At 61.5% G+C, this 18116-nt stretch carries 19 protein-coding genes; 3 read left to right on the forward strand and 16 right to left on the reverse strand.

What is annotated here, in order from left to right:
* Window positions 1–222: 222 nt before the first annotated feature.
* From ntrC to dusB, 3 genes are read right to left on the reverse strand one after another with little or no spacing between them, the layout of a single operon-like run.
* Window positions 223–1674 carry a nitrogen regulation protein NR(I) gene (gene ntrC, locus V8Z65_RS08225; protein ID WP_338723701.1) on the reverse strand — a complete coding sequence of 484 codons (1452 nt, stop codon included), beginning with the start codon at window positions 1672–1674 and terminating at the stop codon, window positions 223–225.
* Window positions 1671–2810, reverse strand: a complete 1140-nt coding sequence (locus V8Z65_RS08230; protein ID WP_338723703.1) for an ATP-binding protein — start codon at window positions 2808–2810, stop codon at window positions 1671–1673. The genes ntrC and V8Z65_RS08230 overlap by 4 nt, the downstream gene beginning before the upstream one ends.
* The gene (dusB, locus tag V8Z65_RS08235; protein ID WP_338723704.1) at window positions 2807–3787 is read right to left on the reverse strand and encodes a tRNA dihydrouridine synthase DusB; all 981 of its coding nucleotides are present in this window, start codon (window positions 3785–3787) and stop codon (window positions 2807–2809) included. Before dusB ends, V8Z65_RS08230 begins: the two co-directional genes overlap by 4 nt.
* Before the next feature lie 198 nt (window positions 3788–3985).
* On the opposite strand from dusB, the gene V8Z65_RS08240 reads away from it, so the two are divergent.
* Together V8Z65_RS08240 and V8Z65_RS08245 are read left to right on the forward strand one after the other, a co-directional pair.
* The gene (locus V8Z65_RS08240) at window positions 3986–5176 is read left to right on the forward strand and encodes a bifunctional 2-C-methyl-D-erythritol 4-phosphate cytidylyltransferase/2-C-methyl-D-erythritol 2,4-cyclodiphosphate synthase (RefSeq protein ID WP_338723705.1); all 1191 of its coding nucleotides are present in this window, start codon (window positions 3986–3988) and stop codon (window positions 5174–5176) included.
* Window positions 5177–5683, forward strand: coding sequence for a CinA family protein (locus V8Z65_RS08245; protein ID WP_338723706.1), 507 nt, complete (start codon window positions 5177–5179; stop codon window positions 5681–5683). It abuts the gene before it with no gap.
* 199 nt (window positions 5684–5882) lie between these two features.
* Here the strand turns inward: V8Z65_RS08245 and V8Z65_RS08250 are convergent, their stop codons facing one another.
* From V8Z65_RS08250 to V8Z65_RS08260, 3 genes are all read right to left on the reverse strand, one after another.
* Window positions 5883–6395, reverse strand: coding sequence for a GNAT family N-acetyltransferase (locus V8Z65_RS08250; RefSeq protein WP_338723708.1), 513 nt, complete (start codon window positions 6393–6395; stop codon window positions 5883–5885).
* 121 nt (window positions 6396–6516) lie between these two features.
* Window positions 6517–7113 (reverse strand): DUF1629 domain-containing protein, encoded by a 597-nt coding sequence (locus V8Z65_RS08255; RefSeq protein WP_338723709.1) that lies wholly within the window; start codon window positions 7111–7113, stop codon window positions 6517–6519.
* Window positions 7114–7164: 51 nt separating this feature from the next.
* Complete coding sequence (locus V8Z65_RS08260; RefSeq protein ID WP_338723710.1) at window positions 7165–7863, reverse strand: hypothetical protein; 699 nt, start codon at window positions 7861–7863, stop codon at window positions 7165–7167.
* 502 nt (window positions 7864–8365) lie between these two features.
* Here V8Z65_RS08260 and V8Z65_RS08265 point away from each other — a divergent pair.
* A complete protein-coding gene (locus V8Z65_RS08265; protein WP_338723711.1) occupies window positions 8366–8749 on the forward strand; it encodes a hypothetical protein in 384 nt (127 codons plus the stop codon).
* A 77-nt stretch (window positions 8750–8826) separates the two neighbouring features.
* On the opposite strand, the gene V8Z65_RS08270 is transcribed toward V8Z65_RS08265, so the two are convergent.
* The 10 genes from V8Z65_RS08270 to pdhA form a co-directional block, all read right to left on the reverse strand.
* Complete coding sequence (locus V8Z65_RS08270; protein ID WP_338723713.1) at window positions 8827–9108, reverse strand: antibiotic biosynthesis monooxygenase; 282 nt, start codon at window positions 9106–9108, stop codon at window positions 8827–8829.
* Between the two features lies 1 nt (window position 9109).
* On the reverse strand, window positions 9110–9553 hold the full coding sequence (locus V8Z65_RS08275) for a type II toxin-antitoxin system RatA family toxin (RefSeq protein WP_338723715.1): 444 nt from the start codon (window positions 9551–9553) through the stop codon (window positions 9110–9112).
* 1 nt (window position 9554) lies between these two features.
* Entirely contained in the window at window positions 9555–10508 is a 954-nt protein-coding gene (gene lipA / locus V8Z65_RS08280; protein ID WP_338723716.1) for a lipoyl synthase, read from the reverse strand.
* Between the two features lie 152 nt (window positions 10509–10660).
* Window positions 10661–11701, reverse strand: coding sequence for a Gfo/Idh/MocA family oxidoreductase (locus tag V8Z65_RS08285; protein ID WP_338723717.1), 1041 nt, complete (start codon window positions 11699–11701; stop codon window positions 10661–10663).
* A gap of 57 nt (window positions 11702–11758) precedes the next feature.
* Window positions 11759–13198 (reverse strand): dihydrolipoyl dehydrogenase, encoded by a 1440-nt coding sequence (gene lpdA / locus V8Z65_RS08290; RefSeq protein ID WP_338723718.1) that lies wholly within the window; start codon window positions 13196–13198, stop codon window positions 11759–11761.
* Window positions 13199–13222: 24 nt separating this feature from the next.
* Window positions 13223–13870, reverse strand: a complete 648-nt coding sequence (locus V8Z65_RS08295) for an SGNH/GDSL hydrolase family protein (protein ID WP_338723720.1) — start codon at window positions 13868–13870, stop codon at window positions 13223–13225.
* 12 nt (window positions 13871–13882) lie between these two features.
* A complete protein-coding gene (locus tag V8Z65_RS08300) occupies window positions 13883–15226 on the reverse strand; it encodes a pyruvate dehydrogenase complex dihydrolipoamide acetyltransferase (protein WP_338723721.1) in 1344 nt (447 codons plus the stop codon).
* An 11-nt stretch (window positions 15227–15237) separates the two neighbouring features.
* Window positions 15238–16632: a pyruvate dehydrogenase complex E1 component subunit beta gene (locus V8Z65_RS08305; protein ID WP_338723722.1), complete on the reverse strand. Its 1395-nt coding sequence runs from the start codon at window positions 16630–16632 to the stop codon at window positions 15238–15240.
* A gap of 1 nt (window position 16633) precedes the next feature.
* A complete protein-coding gene (locus tag V8Z65_RS08310) occupies window positions 16634–17026 on the reverse strand; it encodes a hypothetical protein (RefSeq protein ID WP_338723724.1) in 393 nt (130 codons plus the stop codon).
* Window positions 17027–17034: 8 nt separating this feature from the next.
* Window positions 17035–18054: a pyruvate dehydrogenase (acetyl-transferring) E1 component subunit alpha gene (gene pdhA / locus V8Z65_RS08315; RefSeq protein WP_338723726.1), complete on the reverse strand. Its 1020-nt coding sequence runs from the start codon at window positions 18052–18054 to the stop codon at window positions 17035–17037.
* Window positions 18055–18116 lie beyond the last annotated feature (62 nt).

An 18116-nucleotide genomic window follows, 5' to 3' on the forward strand; every position in this document is an offset into this window, starting at 1 on the left:
GGGAAGGCGAAGCCTGACCCAATTCCGGCGACCCTTCAAGACAATTGTTGCCAAAATGTGACACTTCATCGCGATGAGAAAACGGTCCGGTGGACCGTTTTCCGCGATGGAGACCATGAGACTGCGATCCGTCCCAAAGGGCTGGGCACGCCAGTGGCGTGACCAGAGGTGAGAAGGCCTTGAGAGCTATGCTCGAAAGGCAGCGGGCAGGCCCTCGCCCCCCTAACCGCCGCGCCGGCTGCTATGCTTGACGATCTCGATGCTATGCGTCCGGATCTTCTTGCGCAGCGTATTGCGGTTAAGCCCCAATAGGTCGGCTGCCTTGATCTGGTTGCCGCCACAGGCATTGAGCGCCATGGCGATCAGCGGCGCCTCGACCTTGTCGATCACGCGCTGATACATGCCCGCCGGGGGCAGATTGGGCTCATATTCACGCAGCAATTGACCCACATGTGTTTCGACGGCCATCGAAATGTCCACAGGGCCGGAAGCGCCGTTGACCGCCGGCCGGTCGACAATATTGAGCTCGTTCTGAACGATTTCGGCCGAAATCTGTTCGTCGGCATAGAGTGCGGACAGCCGGCGCACCAGATTTTCCAGTTCGCGGATATTGCCTGGCCAATTGTAGTTCTGCATCAGCCTGATGGCTTCGGGCGAAATGGTCTTGGAGGGCTCGCCCTCGCGCTGTGCCAGCCGCAGGAAATGCTGCACCAGGTCGGTAATATCGTCGATGCGTTCGCGCAGGGGCGGCAGCCGGATGGGCACCACATTGAGGCGATAATAGAGGTCTTCGCGGAACAGGCCCTGCCGGATCATCTGGCTCAGATCCCGGTGCGTCGCCGCCACGATCCGCACATTGGTCTTGATGGCATTGCGACCACCGACCATGGTGTATTCACCCTCCTGCAGCACGCGGAGCAACCGGGTCTGTGCATCCATCGGCATATCGCCGATTTCGTCGAGAAACAGCGTGCCGCCCTCGGCCTGCTCGAACCGGCCTGACGAACGCGCATTGGCCCCGGTAAAGGCGCCTTTTTCGTGCCCGAACAATTCCGCCTCAATCAGGTCGCGCGGAATGGCCGCCATATTGATGGCCACGAACGGTCCGTTGCGCCGCTTGCCGAAATCATGTAGCGCCCGCGCCACCAATTCCTTGCCGGTGCCGCTCTCGCCAGTGATCATCACCGTCAGATCGGTCTGCATCAGCCGCGCCAACGCCCGGTAAATGTCCTGCATGGCCGTGGAGCGGCCGACCAGCGGCATGGCTTCGCCCGGCTCCTCGGCCTTGCGATCGGCCACGGTCGGCTTTTTCGCATCCGCCAGGGCCCGCGCCACCACCGAGAGCACTTCGGTTATGTCGAACGGCTTGGGAAGGTATTCGTAGGCACCCACTTCCGAGGCCCGGATAGCGGTCATGAACGTATTCTGAGCGCTCATCACGATCATGGGCAGCTCCGGCCGAAGCTTCTTGATCTTGGGCATGACCTCGAAGGCATTGCCGTCGGGCATGGCCACATCGGTGATCAGGATGTCCCCTTCTCCGCGGCTCACCCAGTTCCACATGGTCGAGATATTGCCCGTCGGCCGCACCTCATATCCGGCCCGGGTCAGGGCCTGGTTCAACACCATTCGGATGGCCGCATCATCATCGGCAAGCAGAACGACATGGCTCATGCGGGCGAACCCTCTTCGACGTCGGCAGGAGTTTGAAAGGCACCGCTGGCCACCGGCAGCAGAATGCGGAAACGCGTACGGCCCGGGCGGCTGTCGCAATCGATCACGCCGCCATGATCACCCACGATCTTGGCAACCAGCGCCAGCCCCAGCCCCGAGCCATTGGTTTTGGTCGTCACAAAGGGATCGAACAGGAATGGCAGGATATCGGGTGGCACGCCCGGCCCATTGTCCTCGATCACGATTTCCAGCGGCAGCGAGATGCGCTCGGCCACGCCGGCCACGCTGATGCGAATGCCGGGCCGGAAGGCGGTTGTAATTCTGATCTCAGGTTTCTGTGTTCTTTCAAGCGCTTCTGAAGCGTTCTTGATCAAGTTCAGGAAGATTTGAATAAGCTGGTCGCGATTGCCGAAGACCGGCGGCAACGACGGGTCGTATTCCTCGTAGAAGGTAATGCCCCGCGCGACCCCATTGCGCGCCAACAGCTTCACCCGGTCGAGCACGATGTGGATATTGATCGGCTCGCGCTCCATCGGCCGCTCGTCCCCGAACACTTCCACGCGGTCGATCAGCCCCACAATACGGTCGGTTTCCTCGCGGATCAGCCGGGCCAGCGGCACCTCGTCGCTGGGCACGGATTGCTCGAGCAATTGCGCCGCGCCACGAATGCCGGAAAGCGGGTTCTTGATCTCATGCGCCAGCATCGAGGCCAGACCCGTCACCGAGCGTGCCGCGCCGCGCGATACCATTTGCCGGTCGATCTTGTCGGCCATGGTCCGCTCCTGGATCAACACCGCCACCCGGCCATCGGTGTCCGAGATCGGGCTGGCAAAAACGTCGGCAATTCGCTCATCGCCAAAGCGCGACGACCCCACGCGCACACGATATTCCGTCATCGGCGCGCGCCGCTGCACCACGGTCTCCACCAGTGAGATAATCGGCGAACCGAAGGCGATCAGGTCGTCCAGCGACTGGCGCGTCAAAACGCTCAGTGAGGCCCCGAAAAAGGCCTCGGCCGCATAATTCACGAACTGGATGCGCCGCGCCTCGTCCAGCACCAGGATGGGCTGCGGCAAGGCCTGCAGCACCGCCCGTGCCGGAACCGAATCGAGATCCATCACCACAGCGCCGCTCATGCTGCCGCCTTCCACTCACCAGAAAATAGCTGGCCAATCAGGGACAGCACCGCTCCGGTATCCTCATTGTCCAACAGCCGTGTCCGCGTCGGCTTGTCCAGCGCCAGGTCGGCCGCGTCCACATACCAGCCCAGATGTTTGCGCGCCGCCCGCAGCCCCACCGCGGTGCCATAGTCGACAAGCATGTCTTCATAGTGCTGCTGCACCAGCGCGGCCAATTCAGGACCCTCGGGCGCCGCCTGGACGCTCGCGCCGGCAAGCCCAGCCCCGATCTGCCCCACGCGCCAGGGCTGCCCCTGCGCCCCGCGCCCCAGCATCACCGCCGCCGCCCCCGATTCAGAGAGCGCCTGCTTTGCCGAGGTCAGGTCGACAATGTCACCATTGACCACCACCGGCACATCCACGGCTTCCACCACGCTGCGCACCAATGCCCAGCGGGCGCTGCCCTTATAGAATTGCTGCCGCGTCCGGCCATGCACGGTAATCATCTGCGCACCCGCGCTGACCGCCAGCCGCGCGATCTGCGGCGCGTTGAGGCTGTCATCGTCCCAACCCAGCCGCATTTTCACCGTCACTGGCCGCGTCGTCGCCCCGGCCACCGCCTCGACAATGCCCAGCGCCTGGTCCGGCACCCGCATCAGGGCCGATCCGGCATAGCCATTGGTCACCCGCTTGGCAGGGCAGCCGAAATTGATGTCGATAATGTCGGCCCCTGCCCCCTCGGCAATGCGCGCGCCCTCGGCCATCCACTGCGCCTCGCAGCCCGCCAATTGCACCACATGCGGCAGCTCGCCCGCCCGCGTCAGCTTGCGCACCATGCCTTCATGGCCGGTAGTCAACGCCGAACTGGCCACCATCTCCGACACCACCAGGCCCGCACCAAAGCGCGCCGCAATCTCGCGAAAAGGCCGGTCGGTAATCCCCGCCATCGGCGCCAGAAAGGCGCGATTGCGGATAGCATACCCTCCGATGCTCAATGCGCAGGCAGTGTCGTTCAAAGAATTGCCCCAGAATTGTTCAATTTGGCAATGGTGCCCGCACAATAATCAAATTCGTCCACCGCGCAACCGCTTCCCGCTGTCGCAGCCGCGGAAACCAGCCCTGCTCTTGCCGCATGACGGTGCGGCGGCTAGATCGGGAACTGCGTTGTCCTTATTGCTGTGCCCTATATCCCCATGCGTCCAAAATCCATAGCCGTCATCATTGTCGCAGCCGGCAAGGGCGAACGCGCCGGGACCAATGGCGATCGCGTCCCCAAGCAATATCGTCCGGTCGGCGGCGAACCGGTTCTCTCACGCACCATTAGGGCCTTTCTCGCCGTCGACGCCATTTCTCATGTCGTCACCGTCATTCATCCCGATCACGCCCAGCTTTATGACGGCCTCGCCCTGGCAGACGCCCGGCTGCTCCCGCCTGTCTCTGGCGCCCAGAGCCGGCAAGGCTCGGTCCTGGCCGGTCTCAAGGCCCTGGCGCCCTTGCGCCCCGCTCTCGTCCTCATCCAGGACGCGGCCCGCCCCTTCGTCTCGCCCGCGCTGATCCACACGGTCATCGCCGCATTGGCCCAGCATGAGGGCGCCCTGCCCACCCTGCCCGTCACCGACACCATCAAGCGCTCGCTTGGCGATGGCCTGGTCGCCGCCACCGAGGACCGTCGCCAGCTTTTTGCCGCCCAGACCCCGCAGGGCTTTCGCTTCGGCCAGATCTTTTCAGCCCATATGCGGGCCGAAACCATCCGCCGGGACTTTACCGACGACGCGGAGATCGCCGAATGGGCCGGCCTCAGCGTCGCCATGGTCGAAGGCGAGCGCGACAATATCAAGATCACCCATCCCGAAGACTTTTCCCGCGCGGAGCGTATCCTCATGGCCAATCACGGCACCGAAACCCGCATCGGCACCGGCTATGACGTGCATCCCTTCGCGCCGGGCGACGCCGTCTGGCTCTGCGGCGTGAAAATCCCGCATAAGGCAAAGCTGCAGGGCCATTCCGATGCCGATGTGGCCCTCCATGCCCTCACCGACGCCATTCTGGGCGCCATTGGGGAAGGCGATATCGGCACCCATTTCCCGCCTAGCGACATGCAGTGGAAAGGCGCCGCCTCCGGCGTGTTTTTGCGCCATGCTGGCGAATTGGTAAAACAACGCGGCGGCCGTATCGTCAATCTGGACGTGACAATTGTCGCCGAAGCGCCGAGGATTGCTGCGCATGTTCCCGCCATGTGCGCGGCCATCGCCGAAACTCTCGGCATTTCGGCGGCCCGCGTGGCGGTCAAGGCGACAACCAATGAAAAGCTCGGCTTCATCGGGCGGGAGGAAGGAATCGTGTCTATGGCCAGTGCGAGTGTGGAACTTCCGAGGATCGACTAAATGGCGGCCAAGGCAAAACCTTCTGTTGGTAAGCAGATCATCGAGCTCCTGACCGAGCGCAACCAGACCCTGGTCACGGCGGAAAGCTGCACGGGCGGGCTGATCGCCTCGGCCCTCACCGACATTCCCGGTGCCTCAGCAGCCATCTATGGCGGCTACGTGACCTATGCCAATTCGGCCAAGTCCCGCATGATTCAGGTGCAGCCGCGCCTCATCGGCGATTATGGCGCCGTCAGCAACCAGGTCGCCCGCGCCATGGCCGATGGCGCTCGCAACACGGCCCGCGTCGACTATGCCGTCGCCGCCACCGGCATTGCCGGCCCCGATGGCGGCACCGACAAAAAGCCCGTGGGCCTGGTCTATGTCGCCGTCTCCTCGGAGCTCGCCACCGTCGTCATCGAACACCGCTTCGGCGACCTTGGCCGCGACGCCATCCGCAAAGCCACGGTCGAGGCAGCCCTCGATCTGGTTCTGCAGGTGCTGACGAGTGACCCGCCGACGCCGTAGCGGGGGTAGGTTTGGCGGCGGGATTTTCGTTGTGCAGCTTTTCAGCGGAGTTGCATCAAATCCCATCAGCCTTGAGCTCAGGGCTTTGCGCTTCCATGGCACGTATGGGGTGGAAAGAGGACAGTCGGCTTCTACGCGATTATCGATAGAAGCGGCCCGGCGCGGGCATTGCCCGCAGGAAGATCATTGAAAGCGGCAATCAAGCCACTTCAAACTCGTAGACAAGCCAGTCTTCGCCGTCGAAGTGGTGGGGGTACGAATTGGGCGAACATGGCGCTACGACTTTGCTCCAAAACGCACTCGCGCCGCCATTCTTCTCGATTACTCCAAGCTGCCACAAGCCGGGATGATGCTCAAGAATTTGCCGAAAAGCCTCCGACCCCACCCCCTTACCGCGATACGCCTTTAGCACGAAGAACTCTGCCATGAAGTGACGATTGGGAGCATTGGAGATCGGGCTGCCATCGACCACAAAAGCAAAGCCCGCCAGTTCCGAATTACTAAAGATCAAGTAGGGGTGCTGCCAAAAGCGCTCGAAGAAGTCGTACTCAAATCGCCCATCACGACCAACCGGGAATGGAAGGTCTGCCGTCATGTCGTATAGATAGAGTTGAATCAGGTTGGCTATCACTGCCTTGTCGCTGGTTATCGCCCTCACGACCGACACGTTTTGACTCTCTTGCATGCAATTCTCCTCAACCAGAAAATGCATGCGCGTCAGCTTTCGGGCAAGTCACCCAAACAAGCGAACGGCAACAACGGGGTCGGTTGCTGCTCTTCCCGGCGGCCGAACCATTTTTCCAGAAATGCGCTCATGGCTTGTCTCGTCAAGTTCAATCCGTTTCGGGAAAATGCTGATAGTGCGCGCCGGTAACCCCGGCCTCGTCCAACGCCGCTTTCAAGGCTTCGCTGATGGCGGGGTTCGGCATGACGATGAACTTGTCGATCCAGATGTGGTGGCCGCCGATCTGCGACCTGTTGAAGACCAGTTCCTTCTTGCTGCCATCCAAGAACCAGATATTGCGAAACTCGAAGGTCGTCTTCGCCCGATCGACGGTGTCGAGCCGGGCGCAAGGAACAAACCAGAACCTGTCAGCGGCATGACTACCGTCCGGCCAGACGAGTTCGATCGGGAAAAACTGGTGAACGCCCGGTTCGAACCTTTCGACAACCTCCCTGAAACTGGCACTCACCTGCAAGCCATACGGATCGTAGACATCGAGGATCGGGCGCTTTGGACCTGAGAGCGCAATTCTCGTGGGAACATGTTCTCGTTCAAACGGGCGCCCGCAATAGGAATAGCCCGGCCGCACGCGAACACCACCGTCTCGGGTGAGATCGACCACCTGTATCCTGTTAACGTCGCCATCAAGGGCGCGATACGTGTAGCTGTATACTTCTTCGTTCTTCGCACTGAGAAAATAAACCATCGATGCCCTCGCTCGCCATCCTGTCACGAAAATCCTGAACGACTTGCGATGCTACGATCTGCCAGCATCAATGATCCGCGCTCGGGTGAAGTCGAATTTTGTTCTGACCTTCGCCGCCAGAATTGCGTCATGCAGCCGCCCGCTCATGAAAATCTGGTTATCGAGCCTACGATCGAACCACAGATCCGCTCCTTCAAGAGCTGCCCGTGTTACCGCTATGTCACCGTCCGCCAGGTCGTAAGCGGCCCACAATTCCTTTCCATCGCGCTCCATTTCGCGGCGTGAGATCAGTCCCATCATTTTCTCCCCCACCCTGCTCTGGCTTTCTTCAGGCACGAAACTGTCCTTTATGGCACCGAAGTTCAGCAGATAGAACGGACCAGGCAGCCGGGTCGTCTTGTCGGCTTCGTAGACCGGAAACTCGACTAGACCGCCCTCGCCTAGATCGAAATTCTTCAGGACCTCGGCAAGCCTTCCCTTGACCGCGAAGAACGAACCGGCACAAAACAAGTCACCAACCCGTTTCCAGTTGCCCTGCGCGAAAACATACATGGCCTCGGGGAAATCGGTACGTTGAAGCGTTTCGCCTCTAGTGTGACGGAGATGAGCGTCCAGTTCTTGCTTCGATGGAGCACCAAGCTGAAATGTTGGAGGCGCCCAATCCTCACCATAGTATTTTTCCCGAATTCCCTGCCTGTTCCAAAGATGATGATTTCTCATCACGCTGCTGACCCACACTGAATCCGTCATGCCGCAAGACCTCAAACAAATACGGCGCGGAGACTACGGGAACAACCTCGCAGAACGGTAAACATCGCAGGCGAAACCTGAACTGCCCAGGGCGACGCAAAGCAGACCGAGGAATCGCAGAAATCCCGATTAGAACGACAGTTCTGCGTTTGATTTCTGCGACAGGTATCGCCGATGACGACGGCTACCCGTAAGGTCCGGTTTCAAGAGCAATGACCGCCGACACGAACGACCGGGATGGGGTCGGATCCTGCCCCCTTATCTTCCCTCCCCCTTGTGGGGAGGGAAGCGAGATAGGACTTAGCTTCAGCTAAGTCCGTTGAATCGAGCAGGGTGGGGGTGTCGGCCTCTCAACGCTTTGAGACGACAGGCAATTCACAAAGTAATCCCCGCCCCCTGCATCGTCCCCCATAATCCCCTCGTCCTCACCGACAACACGCGGTACCGACGAAGTGCCGGGTGAGGAGGCAGGCCGCACGGTGTCGATCGGGCGGAGGCGTGTATGCTGACCACCGGTCGCTCAACTGAAGCGAACGGCGACAGGCGGCGATGGATGTTTCGGCGTCCGGGCCAAAAACCTGCGCCGCTCGTGGATGGGATGAGCAACCCGCAAGGGGGCCGCTCGATGCATGCGTCCGAAATCCTGTTCGTGGGAAGCGGCTTTCGCCTCTTCTTTAATTTAACCGAGGCGAAAGCCGCTTTTCACCGTGCAACCGCAGGCGCCGGGCGTCGTGCGATCTTTCGGCATGCGCACAGCATCGCGGAACGCTCTTTGAACTTCGAGATGTCCCGCAGGGCCAGGCGCGCCGGTGGCGCGACTGGAGGCGAGAAGGCCATGAGAGCTTGGAGCGTCCGGTGGGCAAATCTCTCCGGTGGAGAGATTTGAGCGAACAAGGCTCGAATGGCGAAGTGTCCCACAGGGCTAAGCGCTGTGCGCGAATGGCGGAATGCGGAGCCAGAGCCTTAGCTGCTGCTGATCGCGTAATCCCGGCGAATGAACATTGTCTTGTTCGCCCATTCCGACGCCTTCGTGCGGACCTGATGCGCGTCAAACGCGGCCTGGTCGGCAAACAGCTCCTCGACCCGCCAGATTAACGGATCTTCGGTCTGCGTGACCTCGAAGGAGAGGCAGCCCGGTTCCTCGCGCGTCAGGCGGACATGTTCGGCCAGATGGCGTCGAACGATCTCGCACTCGTCCTGCGATGCGCAAATCAGCGTCCCGGAAAGGCGAACCTGGCCGGCCATCCTAATCCCCGAACCGCCGGTCGGCCTCATCGCAAAAGGCGCGCATGATTTCCTCCTGCTTGGCTGCAAAAGCCGGCTCGGCCACCGCAGCAACCAGCGGGTTGGAAATCTTGAAGTCGATCTCGAAGCGTACTCGCGTCCCCTGCCCTTCGGGCTCGAAGCTCCAGACCGAGTCGAGATAGGCAAAGGGACCGTCCACGGCCTTTGCCCGGATCGTGCGTGCCGTGGGATCGAGTGTGACGCGGCTGGTATAGGACTGTGTGATCGGCCCGAACGAAATCGTCATCTTGGCCAGCCGCACGTCCTGCGAACCTACCGCGGCCTCCTTGCGCACCGCCATCGCCTGGCAATTGGGAATGAAGCGCGGATAGTCCTCAAGATCCGAGACAATGTCGAACATCCGCTCCGGCAGGTGCGGCACGTGTCGTTCGAAGAAGCGTTTCATATCAGTGACCGAGCTTGGCCATCCGGTTGGCCTTCAATCGCGCAAAATCCTCGCCGGCATGGTGAGACGATCGCGTCAGTGGGCTGGACGAGACCAGCAGGAAGCCCTTCGAGGTCGCGACCGTGGCAAAAGACTTGAATTCTTCCGGCGTCACGAAGCGCTGCAGCGGATAATGCTTTTTGGTCGGCTGCAGATACTGGCCGATGGTCAGGAAATCCACCTCGGCCGAACGCAGATCGTCCATGAGCTGGAGCACTTCGTTCCGCTCTTCACCCAGGCCGACCATGATGCCGGACTTGGTGAAAATGGTAGGATCGAGTTCCTTGACCCGCTGCAGCAGCCGGATCGAGTGGAAATAGCGGGCGCCCGGCCGCACCTTGAGATATTTCGAGGGCACCGTCTCCAGATTGTGGTTGAACACATCCGGCTTGGCCGCCACCACGATTTCGAGGGCCCCGTCCTTGCGCAGGAAATCCGGCGTCAGGATTTCAATCGTGGTCTTGGGATTGCGGGCGCGAATGGCCAGGATCACGTCGGCAAAGTGCTGGGCCCCGCCATCGGCGAGATCATCGCGGTCCACCGAGGTGATGACGACATGTTCGAGACCGAGTTTTTCGACGGCAATGGCGACGTTTTCCGGCTCATTGGGATCGAGCGCAGTCGGCAGACCCGTGCGCACATTGCAGAAGGCGCAGGCGCGGGTGCAGATTTCGCCCATGATCATCATGGTGGCGTGCTTCTTGCTCCAGCACTCCCCGATATTGGGGCAACCGGCCTCTTCACAGACGGTGACGAGATTGTTCTCGCGCACGATCTGCTGAGTTTCCTTATAGACCGGCGAACCCGGCGCTTTGACGCGGATCCAGTCGGGCTTGCGCAGCACGATGCTGTCGGGCCGATTGGCCTTTTCCGGGTGGCGCGGCTTTACCGCCGAATTGTCGATGAGCGTGACCATGTCAGTCCTGACTGGGGACCAGTGTTTCCAGGCGAAGTGGGGATCGGTTCGCCGTCCGGAAACACGTCCACAAATAAGTTGCCCCTATATCGCTTCCCCCGTTGGCCGGTTCAACCCCGCCATCCGGGTGATTGGCAGCCATGCATGGCTGCCTATCCCATGACTTCCGCCATATCGACCCAGTCGCCGCTGCGAGACGCCGAGAGGATCGTCGCCTGGACCAGCGCCAGCGAGCCCAGATTGTCCGCGCCCGAACTGAAGCCGCGCGGCACCACACCAGTTTCCAGAAGATTGGCGATGGCATTGAGCGTGCCCTGTCGGTCCGCGAATTTGACCGGGCTGAGCTTGACCTTTTCAAGGCTACCGTCGAGCGGCCGCAGGGTCAGCACATCCGGCCCCGCCTTGTCGCGGAAATGATCACGGGACGACCAGGCAATCTGCCCCTCGGCCCCATCCATCACCCATTCGCCGGCCCAGGGCGTCACCGGCCCTGAATTCATCCAGCTCGCGCGATAGGAGACAACTGTGCCCTTCGAAAACTCGATCGTGGCCACACCGCTCGGATCGAAATGGAACGGGCTGCCCGGCGGGTTCCAGGTGCGGCAGGAGAGCCGCACCGGCTCATCGCCCAGCACGAAACGCATGAGGTCGAAGTGGTGGATCGACATGTCGGCCAGCAATGGGTCCGGCATGTCCCAATAGCGATAGCCCTGGCTGGGCCCATGGCGGCGGAAATCGATCGAGACCATATTGAGCGCGCCGAACTTGCCCGCAGCAATCAGGTCGGCCGCCGCTATCGGCGCCGGCTGGTGCCGATAGTTCTGGCTGACCATCAGCACCTTGCCCTGCGCCTTGGCCAGCGCCACCAGTTCCTTGGCCTGGGCGATTGTTGTGGCAAAGGGTTTTTCGACCAGCACATTATAGCCCAGCTCAAGGCAACGCTTGACCACCGGATAATGCGCCTCTGTCCGCAGCGTGCACAGCGCCAGCGTCGCATCGGTGTGGTGAGCGGCATCCTCAAGGCTGGCAAAACAGAGTGCCGGGTCGATCCCCAGCTCGGCCTGCACGCGCCGTGTGGCTTCGGGATTAGTATCCACATAGCCCACCATCTCGACAGTGGGAACATTGGGGATAACATCCTTGGACCAGCTGAAACCCCAGTGCCCCAGCCCGATCTGGATTGCCTTGACCATGTGGATAACTCCTTTGGTTGTACGTTCCAAGCCGGTGCCAGGCACCGCGCCGATCGGTCAGATGTTCAGCGAACGCCCGTAAGCGTCGAGCACGCTTTCCTTCATCGTCTCACTCAGCGTGGGATGCGGGAAAATGGTGTGGATCAGCTCTTCCTCGGTGGTTTCGAGGTTCATCGCCACCACAAAACCCTGGATCAGCTCGGTTACCTCCGCCCCGACCATATGCGCACCGAGCAATTCGCCGGTCTTGGCATCGAAGATGGTCTTGACCAGGCCGTCCGGTTCGCCCAGCGCAATCGCCTTGCCATTGCCGACAAAGGGGAAGCGGCCGACCTTGATTTCGCGTCCGGCTTCCTTGGCCTTGGCCTCGGTCAACCCAACGCTGGCCACCTGCGGCTCGCAATAGGTGCAACCCGGCACCTTGGTCTTGTCCAGGCCATGCACCTTCATGCCGGCAATCTTTTCGACCGTGATGACCGCCTCATGCTCGGCCTTATGCGCCAGCATCGGCGGACCGGCAACATCGCCGATAGCCCAGATGCCATCCACATTGGTCTTGCCATAGGCGTCGATCACAATAGCGCCACGCTCGGTCTTCACGCCGACAGCCTCAAGCCCCAGGCCTTCGAGATTGCACTGCACGCCGACGGCCGAGATCAGCTTGTCGCCAGCAATTTGCTGGGTCTTGCCGTCCTTGGTCTCCACATGGGCGATCACGCCGTCCTTGGCCTTTTCGACCTTGGCGACCTTGGCTTCGGTGAGGAACTTGATGCCGCGCTTTTCCAGCCGCTTGCGCGCCAGGCCGGAAATCTCGGCATCTTCCACCGGCAGGATCTGCGGCAAGAGCTCGATGACGGTCACCTCAGCGCCCAGCGAGCGATAGAAGGACGCAAATTCGATGCCAATGGCGCCTGAACCCATGACGACCAGGCTCTTGGGCATTTCGGCCGGTTTCAGCGCCTCGAAATAGGTCCAGATCTTCTCGCCATCCGGCTCGATACCCGGCAGTACGCGCGGACGCGCGCCGGTGGCGATGATGATATTCTTGGCCTTGTAGGTTCCCTCGCCCAGCGCATTCTTGGGCACCGGACCCTGCGGCTGGACGATGGCTTTCTTGGTCGGCGCGACCTTGACCTCACCGGGCTTGGTGATCGTGGCCTCACCCCAGATCGTGTCGATCTTGTTCTTCTTCATCAGGAACTGCACGCCATTGTTCATCTGCGCCGCAATGGCGCGCGAACGCTTGACTATGCCGTCCAGGTCGAAACCGAACTTTTCGGCGGTAAGGCCGTAGTCCTTAGCGTGGCCCATATGGCCGTAAATCTCGGCTGAGCGCAGCAACGCCTTGGTGGGGATACAGCCCCAGTTCGAGCAGATACCGGCCATGTGCTCGCGCTCGACAATGGCCACCTTCATACCTAGCTGGGCGCCGCGGATAGCGGCGACATAACCGCCGGGACCGGCGCCGATGACGAGAAGATCGTATTGGTCAGCCATGAGGGCCTCCAGGATAGTTTGGGCTCAAAGACCCAGGATTTGTTTGACGAGCGGCACGAGACCCTCGCCGATAGCGGCCGTATTGGCCGGGTCGAGATGCACGCCGTCGCGCGGATCGGCCTTGGCGACCGTCGCGGCGTCGAAGAAGTGCACGCCGGTCTCTTCGGCATGGCGCCGATAGTGGCGGGCAAACTCCTGCGACTCGCGCAGCAGGTGATCGAGACCGCCAAAATTGCTCAGCATAGCCTCGTTGGTGGTCGGCACTATATGGGGCGGCGATACGAGAATGATTTGAGGCGCGGCTTCGCCGATAGCAGCGAAGTGTCCCCGAGTCATTTCTATGAGCCGCCGGGCGCCACGAGCCGCGAAGGCAGCCGTACCGGCCACAAAGGGCTTCAGATCATTGGTGCCCAGCATGAAGATGACGAGGTCGAGCGGCTTGTGGCTATCAAGGATGGTCGGCAGGATGCGCGCGCCGTTCCGGTCCGCGGCCGCCGTCCAGTCGTCATAGGCCGTGGCCCGGCCGCCCAGACCCTCGGCAATCACCCGCGCCTTGCCACTCAGACCTTTTTCCAATGTCGTCGGCCAGCGGTGCTCAAAACCATGCCGCGGTCCGCCACCAGGATCCGCGCCATAGGTCAGGCTGTCGCCATAGGCGAGAATGGTTTTCATCGCCTTGGGTCCTTAAGCCAGCATCATCACCGGGTTTTCGATCAGGCCCTTGAATACGCCCAGCACTTCGGCACCGAGCGCGCCATCGACGGAGCGATGGTCGCAAGAGAGCGTGCAGGTCATGAACTGGCCAATCTTGATCTCGCCCTTGTCGGGATAGACGCGTTCCTCGCCAACGCCGACCGCCAGGATCGTGCCATGCGGCGGGTTGATGACCGCTGCGAAATCCTTGATCCCAAACATGCCCAGGTTCGACACGGCCGACGCACCGCCCTGATATTCGTGCGGCATCAGTTTCTTGTTGCGGGCACGGGTCGCGAGGTCCTTCACGGCCTCGGAAATCTCGCGCAGGCTCTTGGTGTCGCAGCTCTTGACTACGGGCGTGAAGAGCCCACCCGGAATGGCGACCGCGACAGCAACGTCGGAGCGCTTGTGATAGAGGATCGAGTCCCCGGCCCAGGTCGCGTTGGCGGCCGGCACGCGCTGCAGCGCGATGGCCCAGGCCTTCATGACAAAGTCGTTGACCGAAAGCTTGTATTCGGGCTTGCCGTCCTTGGACTTGGGCGCCGATGCATTGATCTGCTCACGAGCAGCGAGCAGCGCATCGATCTTGCAGTCCACCGTCAGGTAGAAATGCGGCACGGTCTGTTTGCTCTCGGTCAGGCGCGCCGCAATGGTCTTGCGCATCCCATCGGCCGGCACCAGCTCGTAGCTGCCTTCCTCGTACATGGCCAGAACCTGGGCCTTGCTGAGGCCACCGGCCATCGCCGCGCCAGCTGAAGCGGCACCAGCCGGAGCCGATGCGGCGGCCTTGAGCGGGACCTTGCCCGACTTGGCGGCTTCGACGTCGGCCTTGATCACGCGGCCCTTGGGGCCAGTGCCGGAAATGGCGGCGACATCGATACCGGCTTCCTTGGCGAGACGCTTGGCCAAAGGTGAGGCGAATACGCGCCCGCCTTCAGATTTGGCCGGTGCTGGAGTGGGCTTGGGCGTCTCTGCCTTGGCGGCCGGAGCCGGGGCGGCGGCGGGCGCCACTTCCGCCTTGGGCGTTTCAGCTTTCGGCGCCTCTGCCTTAGGCGCTGGTGCCGCCGAACCAATGGCCGATGCGTCCTCGCCTTCCTGCAACAGCACGGCAATGACGGCATTGACCTTCACATTGTCAGTGCCCTCTTCGACAAGGATCTTGCCGATCTTGCCTTCGTCGACTGCCTCGACTTCCATCGTCGCCTTATCGGTCTCGATTTCGGCAATTACATCGCCGGAAGAAACACTGTCGCCTTCCTTGACGTGCCACTTGGCGAGCTTGCCCTCTTCCATCGTCGGAGAGAGCGCCGGCATGGTGATATCGATTGGCATCCGGGATCTCCTTACGAACGATAGGTCACGGCATTCACGGCCGCGATCACTTCATCAACGTTGGGCAGCGCCAGCTTTTCGAGGTTGGCGGCATAGGGCATGGGGACGTCCTTGCCGGTAACGCGCATGACCGGCGCGTCGAGATAGTCGAAGGCGCCTTCCATCACGCGAGCAGAGAGTTCGGCACCGATACCGCTCTGGGGCCAACCCTCTTCCACGGTCACCAGGCGCCCAGTCTTCTTGACCGACTCGATGACAGTGTCGCTGTCCATCGGACGCAGGGTCCGCAGGTCGATCAATTCTACATCGACGCCGGCGGCCACCAGCTTTTCCGTCGCCTGAGTGGCATAGCGCATACCCATCGAGAACGAGACAATCGTCACGTCAGCGCCCTTGCGGGCAATGCGGGCCTTGCCGATGGGCAGCACGAAATCGTCCACCTGCGGAACCAGGCCGGTCGAGCCGTAGAGGATTTCGTTCTCAAGGAACACAACCGGATTGGGTGAACGGATGGCCGCCTTGAGCAGCCCCTTTGCGTCCGCGGCGCTGTAGGGCGCGATGACGGTGAGCCCGGGAACATGGCTGTACCAGGCCGAATAGTCCTGGCTGTGCTGTGCGCCAACGCGGGCGGCTGCGCCATTGGGGCCACGGAACACCATGGGTGCCGTGACCTGGCCGCCGGACATATAGAGCTGCTTGGCGGCCGAATTGATGATCTGGTCAATCGCCTGCATAGCGAAATTCCAGGTCATGAACTCGACAATGGGCTTCAAGCCCGCAAAAGCCGCGCCAACGGCAAGGCCGGCAAAGCCGTGCTCGGTGATTGGCGTATCGATGATACGGTCCTTGCCGAATTCCTGCAGCAGCCCCTGGGTGATCTTATAGGCGCCCTGGTATTCGGCGACTTCCTCGCCCATGACGAAGACGTCCTTGTCGCGGCGCAATTCCTCCGCCATCGCCTCGTTGAGTGCCTGGCGCACGGTCATTTCGACCATTTCGACGCCTTCGGGCAGATCAGGATCGGCTTGCGGTTCGAATTTCGGTGCGGCAGTGGCCGCAGCGGCGGCGGGCGCCGATTCTGCAGCCTTTTCGGCCGCAGCCACAGGTGCCTCCGCGGGCTCTGGAGCCGTTTCGGCAACCGACGCCTTGGCTTCCCCGGCGCTTTCGCCTTCAGCCAACACCACGGCGATCGGGGTATTGACCTTCACGCCGTCAGTGCCTTCCTCGATGAGGATTTCGGTGACAGTGCCCTCATCCACTGACTCCACTTCCATCGTGGCCTTGTCAGTTTCGATTTCGGCCAGCACATCGCCGGATTTGACCTGGTCACCGACCTTTACCACCCATTTGGCAAGCTTGCCTTCTTCCATGGTCGGCGACAAAGCGGGCATGAGGATTTGGGGCATATCAGCTCTCCACAAGGATCGCGCCGGGCATGGAGGCCAACGGGCGGACAGAAGAATGGGGGTTCAAGGCGGCGGCATCGATCCGCCAGCCAGTCAATTTCCTTAAGGCCAGGTCGGCCGTTCCGCCGACACGTTGATTGACCATCCAGCCGCTCAGAATCAGCCCAAGCACAGCAAAGGCGATCGCCGCGATCACGGCACGCTTATAGATGCCGGCCTGCGCTTCTCCAGCCAGCCCCGCGCGCCGCTCGATCTCGGCGAAGCGCCACCAGCCGAACAACCAGCCTCGCCAGGCCTCTGCCGGCGACAGCTTGCTGATCGCGGCGGCCTGCGCCGCGGCGGTAGCGGCCGACAGAACCGCAAACAGCAAAATGACGCCAAGCACGATGGTCATCGACGCTCTCAGGCCTCGATGGTGATGTCGGTCCAGAGCTCGGAGGCGTCCGGCTCGGGATCATTGGTCGCAAAATCGGCCGCTTCGGTGACGATAGCGCGAATTTCGGTCTCGATCTTCTTGAGCTCTTCCTCGGACATAGAGCCGCCCTCCAGAAGGCGCGCGCGCACCTGCTCAATCGGATCACGTTCCTGCCGATATTTGGTGACTTCGTCCTTGGTGCGGTATTTCGCCGGATCGGACATGGAATGACCGCGATAGCGGTAGGTCAACATTTCCAGGATATAGGGGCCCTTGCCGGAGCGAGCGTGCTCTATGGCGCGCTTGGCCGCGTCATAGACCATGCGCACATCCATGCCGTCGACCTGTTCGCCCGGAATGTTGAACGAGAGACCGCGCTGCGAGAAGTCGGTAGTCGCGGCAGCGCGCTCAACCGAGGTGCCCATGGCGTATTTGTTGTTCTCGATGACGTAGACCACCGGCAGGTTCCAGAGCTTGGCCATATTGAAGCTCTCATAGACCTGGCCCTGGTTGGCGGCGCCGTCACCGAAATAGGTGATCGAAACGGAACCGTCGCCCGAATACTTGCTGGCAAAGGCCAGGCCCGTGCCCAATGAGGCTTGTGCACCCACAATGCCGTTGCCGCCATAGAAGCGATGCTCGTTGGAGAACATGTGCATCGAGCCGCCCTTGCCTTTCGACAAGCCACCCTGGCGCCCGGTCAATTCGGCCATCACGCCCTTGGGATCGAGTCCCATGACCAGCATGTGGCCGTGGTCACGATAGCCCGTGATCTGGGCGTCCTTGCCCTTCTCCGAGGCCATGGTGATACCGGTGACCACCGCTTCCTGACCGATATAGAGGTGGCAGAAGCCGCCGATCAGGCCCATGCCATACATCTGACCGGCCTTTTCTTCGAACCGGCGGATCAGCAGCATCTCGCGAAAGGCGTCGAGATCCTGCTCCTGGGTGAACTGGGGGACATTGGGCTGCGTCTTGGCCTTGGTGGCCGTCGCCTTGCGCGCCATTCTACACTCCGCTTGGGTCGGGGAATTTGCCGCTTTGGCCGATCAGGCCACTTCACGCATCA

Origin of the sequence: Devosia sp. XK-2 (assembly GCF_037113415.1) — a bacterium.
In the GTDB taxonomy this organism is placed as follows: Bacteria; Pseudomonadota; Alphaproteobacteria; order Rhizobiales; family Devosiaceae; genus Devosia.

What these genes read in the sequence shown, in the direction of transcription:
- ntrC (WP_338723701.1), bottom strand. Translation starts at nt 1,674, where the DNA reads ATGAGCCATGTCGTTCTGCTTGCCGATGATGATGCGGCCATCCGAATG.
- V8Z65_RS08230 (WP_338723703.1), bottom strand. Translation starts at nt 2,810, where the DNA reads ATGAGCGGCGCTGTGGTGATGGATCTCGATTCGGTTCCGGCACGGGCG.
- V8Z65_RS08240 (WP_338723705.1), top strand. Translation starts at nt 3,986, where the DNA reads ATGCGTCCAAAATCCATAGCCGTCATCATTGTCGCAGCCGGCAAGGGC.
- V8Z65_RS08245 (WP_338723706.1), top strand. Translation starts at nt 5,177, where the DNA reads ATGGCGGCCAAGGCAAAACCTTCTGTTGGTAAGCAGATCATCGAGCTC.
- V8Z65_RS08250 (WP_338723708.1), bottom strand. Translation starts at nt 6,395, where the DNA reads ATGCATTTTCTGGTTGAGGAGAATTGCATGCAAGAGAGTCAAAACGTG.
- V8Z65_RS08255 (WP_338723709.1), bottom strand. Translation starts at nt 7,113, where the DNA reads ATGGTTTATTTTCTCAGTGCGAAGAACGAAGAAGTATACAGCTACACG.
- V8Z65_RS08260 (WP_338723710.1), bottom strand. Translation starts at nt 7,863, where the DNA reads ATGACGGATTCAGTGTGGGTCAGCAGCGTGATGAGAAATCATCATCTT.
- V8Z65_RS08265 (WP_338723711.1), top strand. Translation starts at nt 8,366, where the DNA reads ATGCTGACCACCGGTCGCTCAACTGAAGCGAACGGCGACAGGCGGCGA.
- V8Z65_RS08270 (WP_338723713.1), bottom strand. Translation starts at nt 9,108, where the DNA reads ATGGCCGGCCAGGTTCGCCTTTCCGGGACGCTGATTTGCGCATCGCAG.
- V8Z65_RS08275 (WP_338723715.1), bottom strand. Translation starts at nt 9,553, where the DNA reads ATGAAACGCTTCTTCGAACGACACGTGCCGCACCTGCCGGAGCGGATG.
- lipA (WP_338723716.1), bottom strand. Translation starts at nt 10,508, where the DNA reads ATGGTCACGCTCATCGACAATTCGGCGGTAAAGCCGCGCCACCCGGAA.
- V8Z65_RS08285 (WP_338723717.1), bottom strand. Translation starts at nt 11,701, where the DNA reads ATGGTCAAGGCAATCCAGATCGGGCTGGGGCACTGGGGTTTCAGCTGG.
- lpdA (WP_338723718.1), bottom strand. Translation starts at nt 13,198, where the DNA reads ATGGCTGACCAATACGATCTTCTCGTCATCGGCGCCGGTCCCGGCGGT.
- V8Z65_RS08295 (WP_338723720.1), bottom strand. Translation starts at nt 13,870, where the DNA reads ATGAAAACCATTCTCGCCTATGGCGACAGCCTGACCTATGGCGCGGAT.
- V8Z65_RS08300 (WP_338723721.1), bottom strand. Translation starts at nt 15,226, where the DNA reads ATGCCAATCGATATCACCATGCCGGCGCTCTCTCCGACGATGGAAGAG.
- V8Z65_RS08305 (WP_338723722.1), bottom strand. Translation starts at nt 16,632, where the DNA reads ATGCCCCAAATCCTCATGCCCGCTTTGTCGCCGACCATGGAAGAAGGC.
- V8Z65_RS08310 (WP_338723724.1), bottom strand. Translation starts at nt 17,026, where the DNA reads ATGACCATCGTGCTTGGCGTCATTTTGCTGTTTGCGGTTCTGTCGGCC.
- pdhA (WP_338723726.1), bottom strand. Translation starts at nt 18,054, where the DNA reads ATGGCGCGCAAGGCGACGGCCACCAAGGCCAAGACGCAGCCCAATGTC.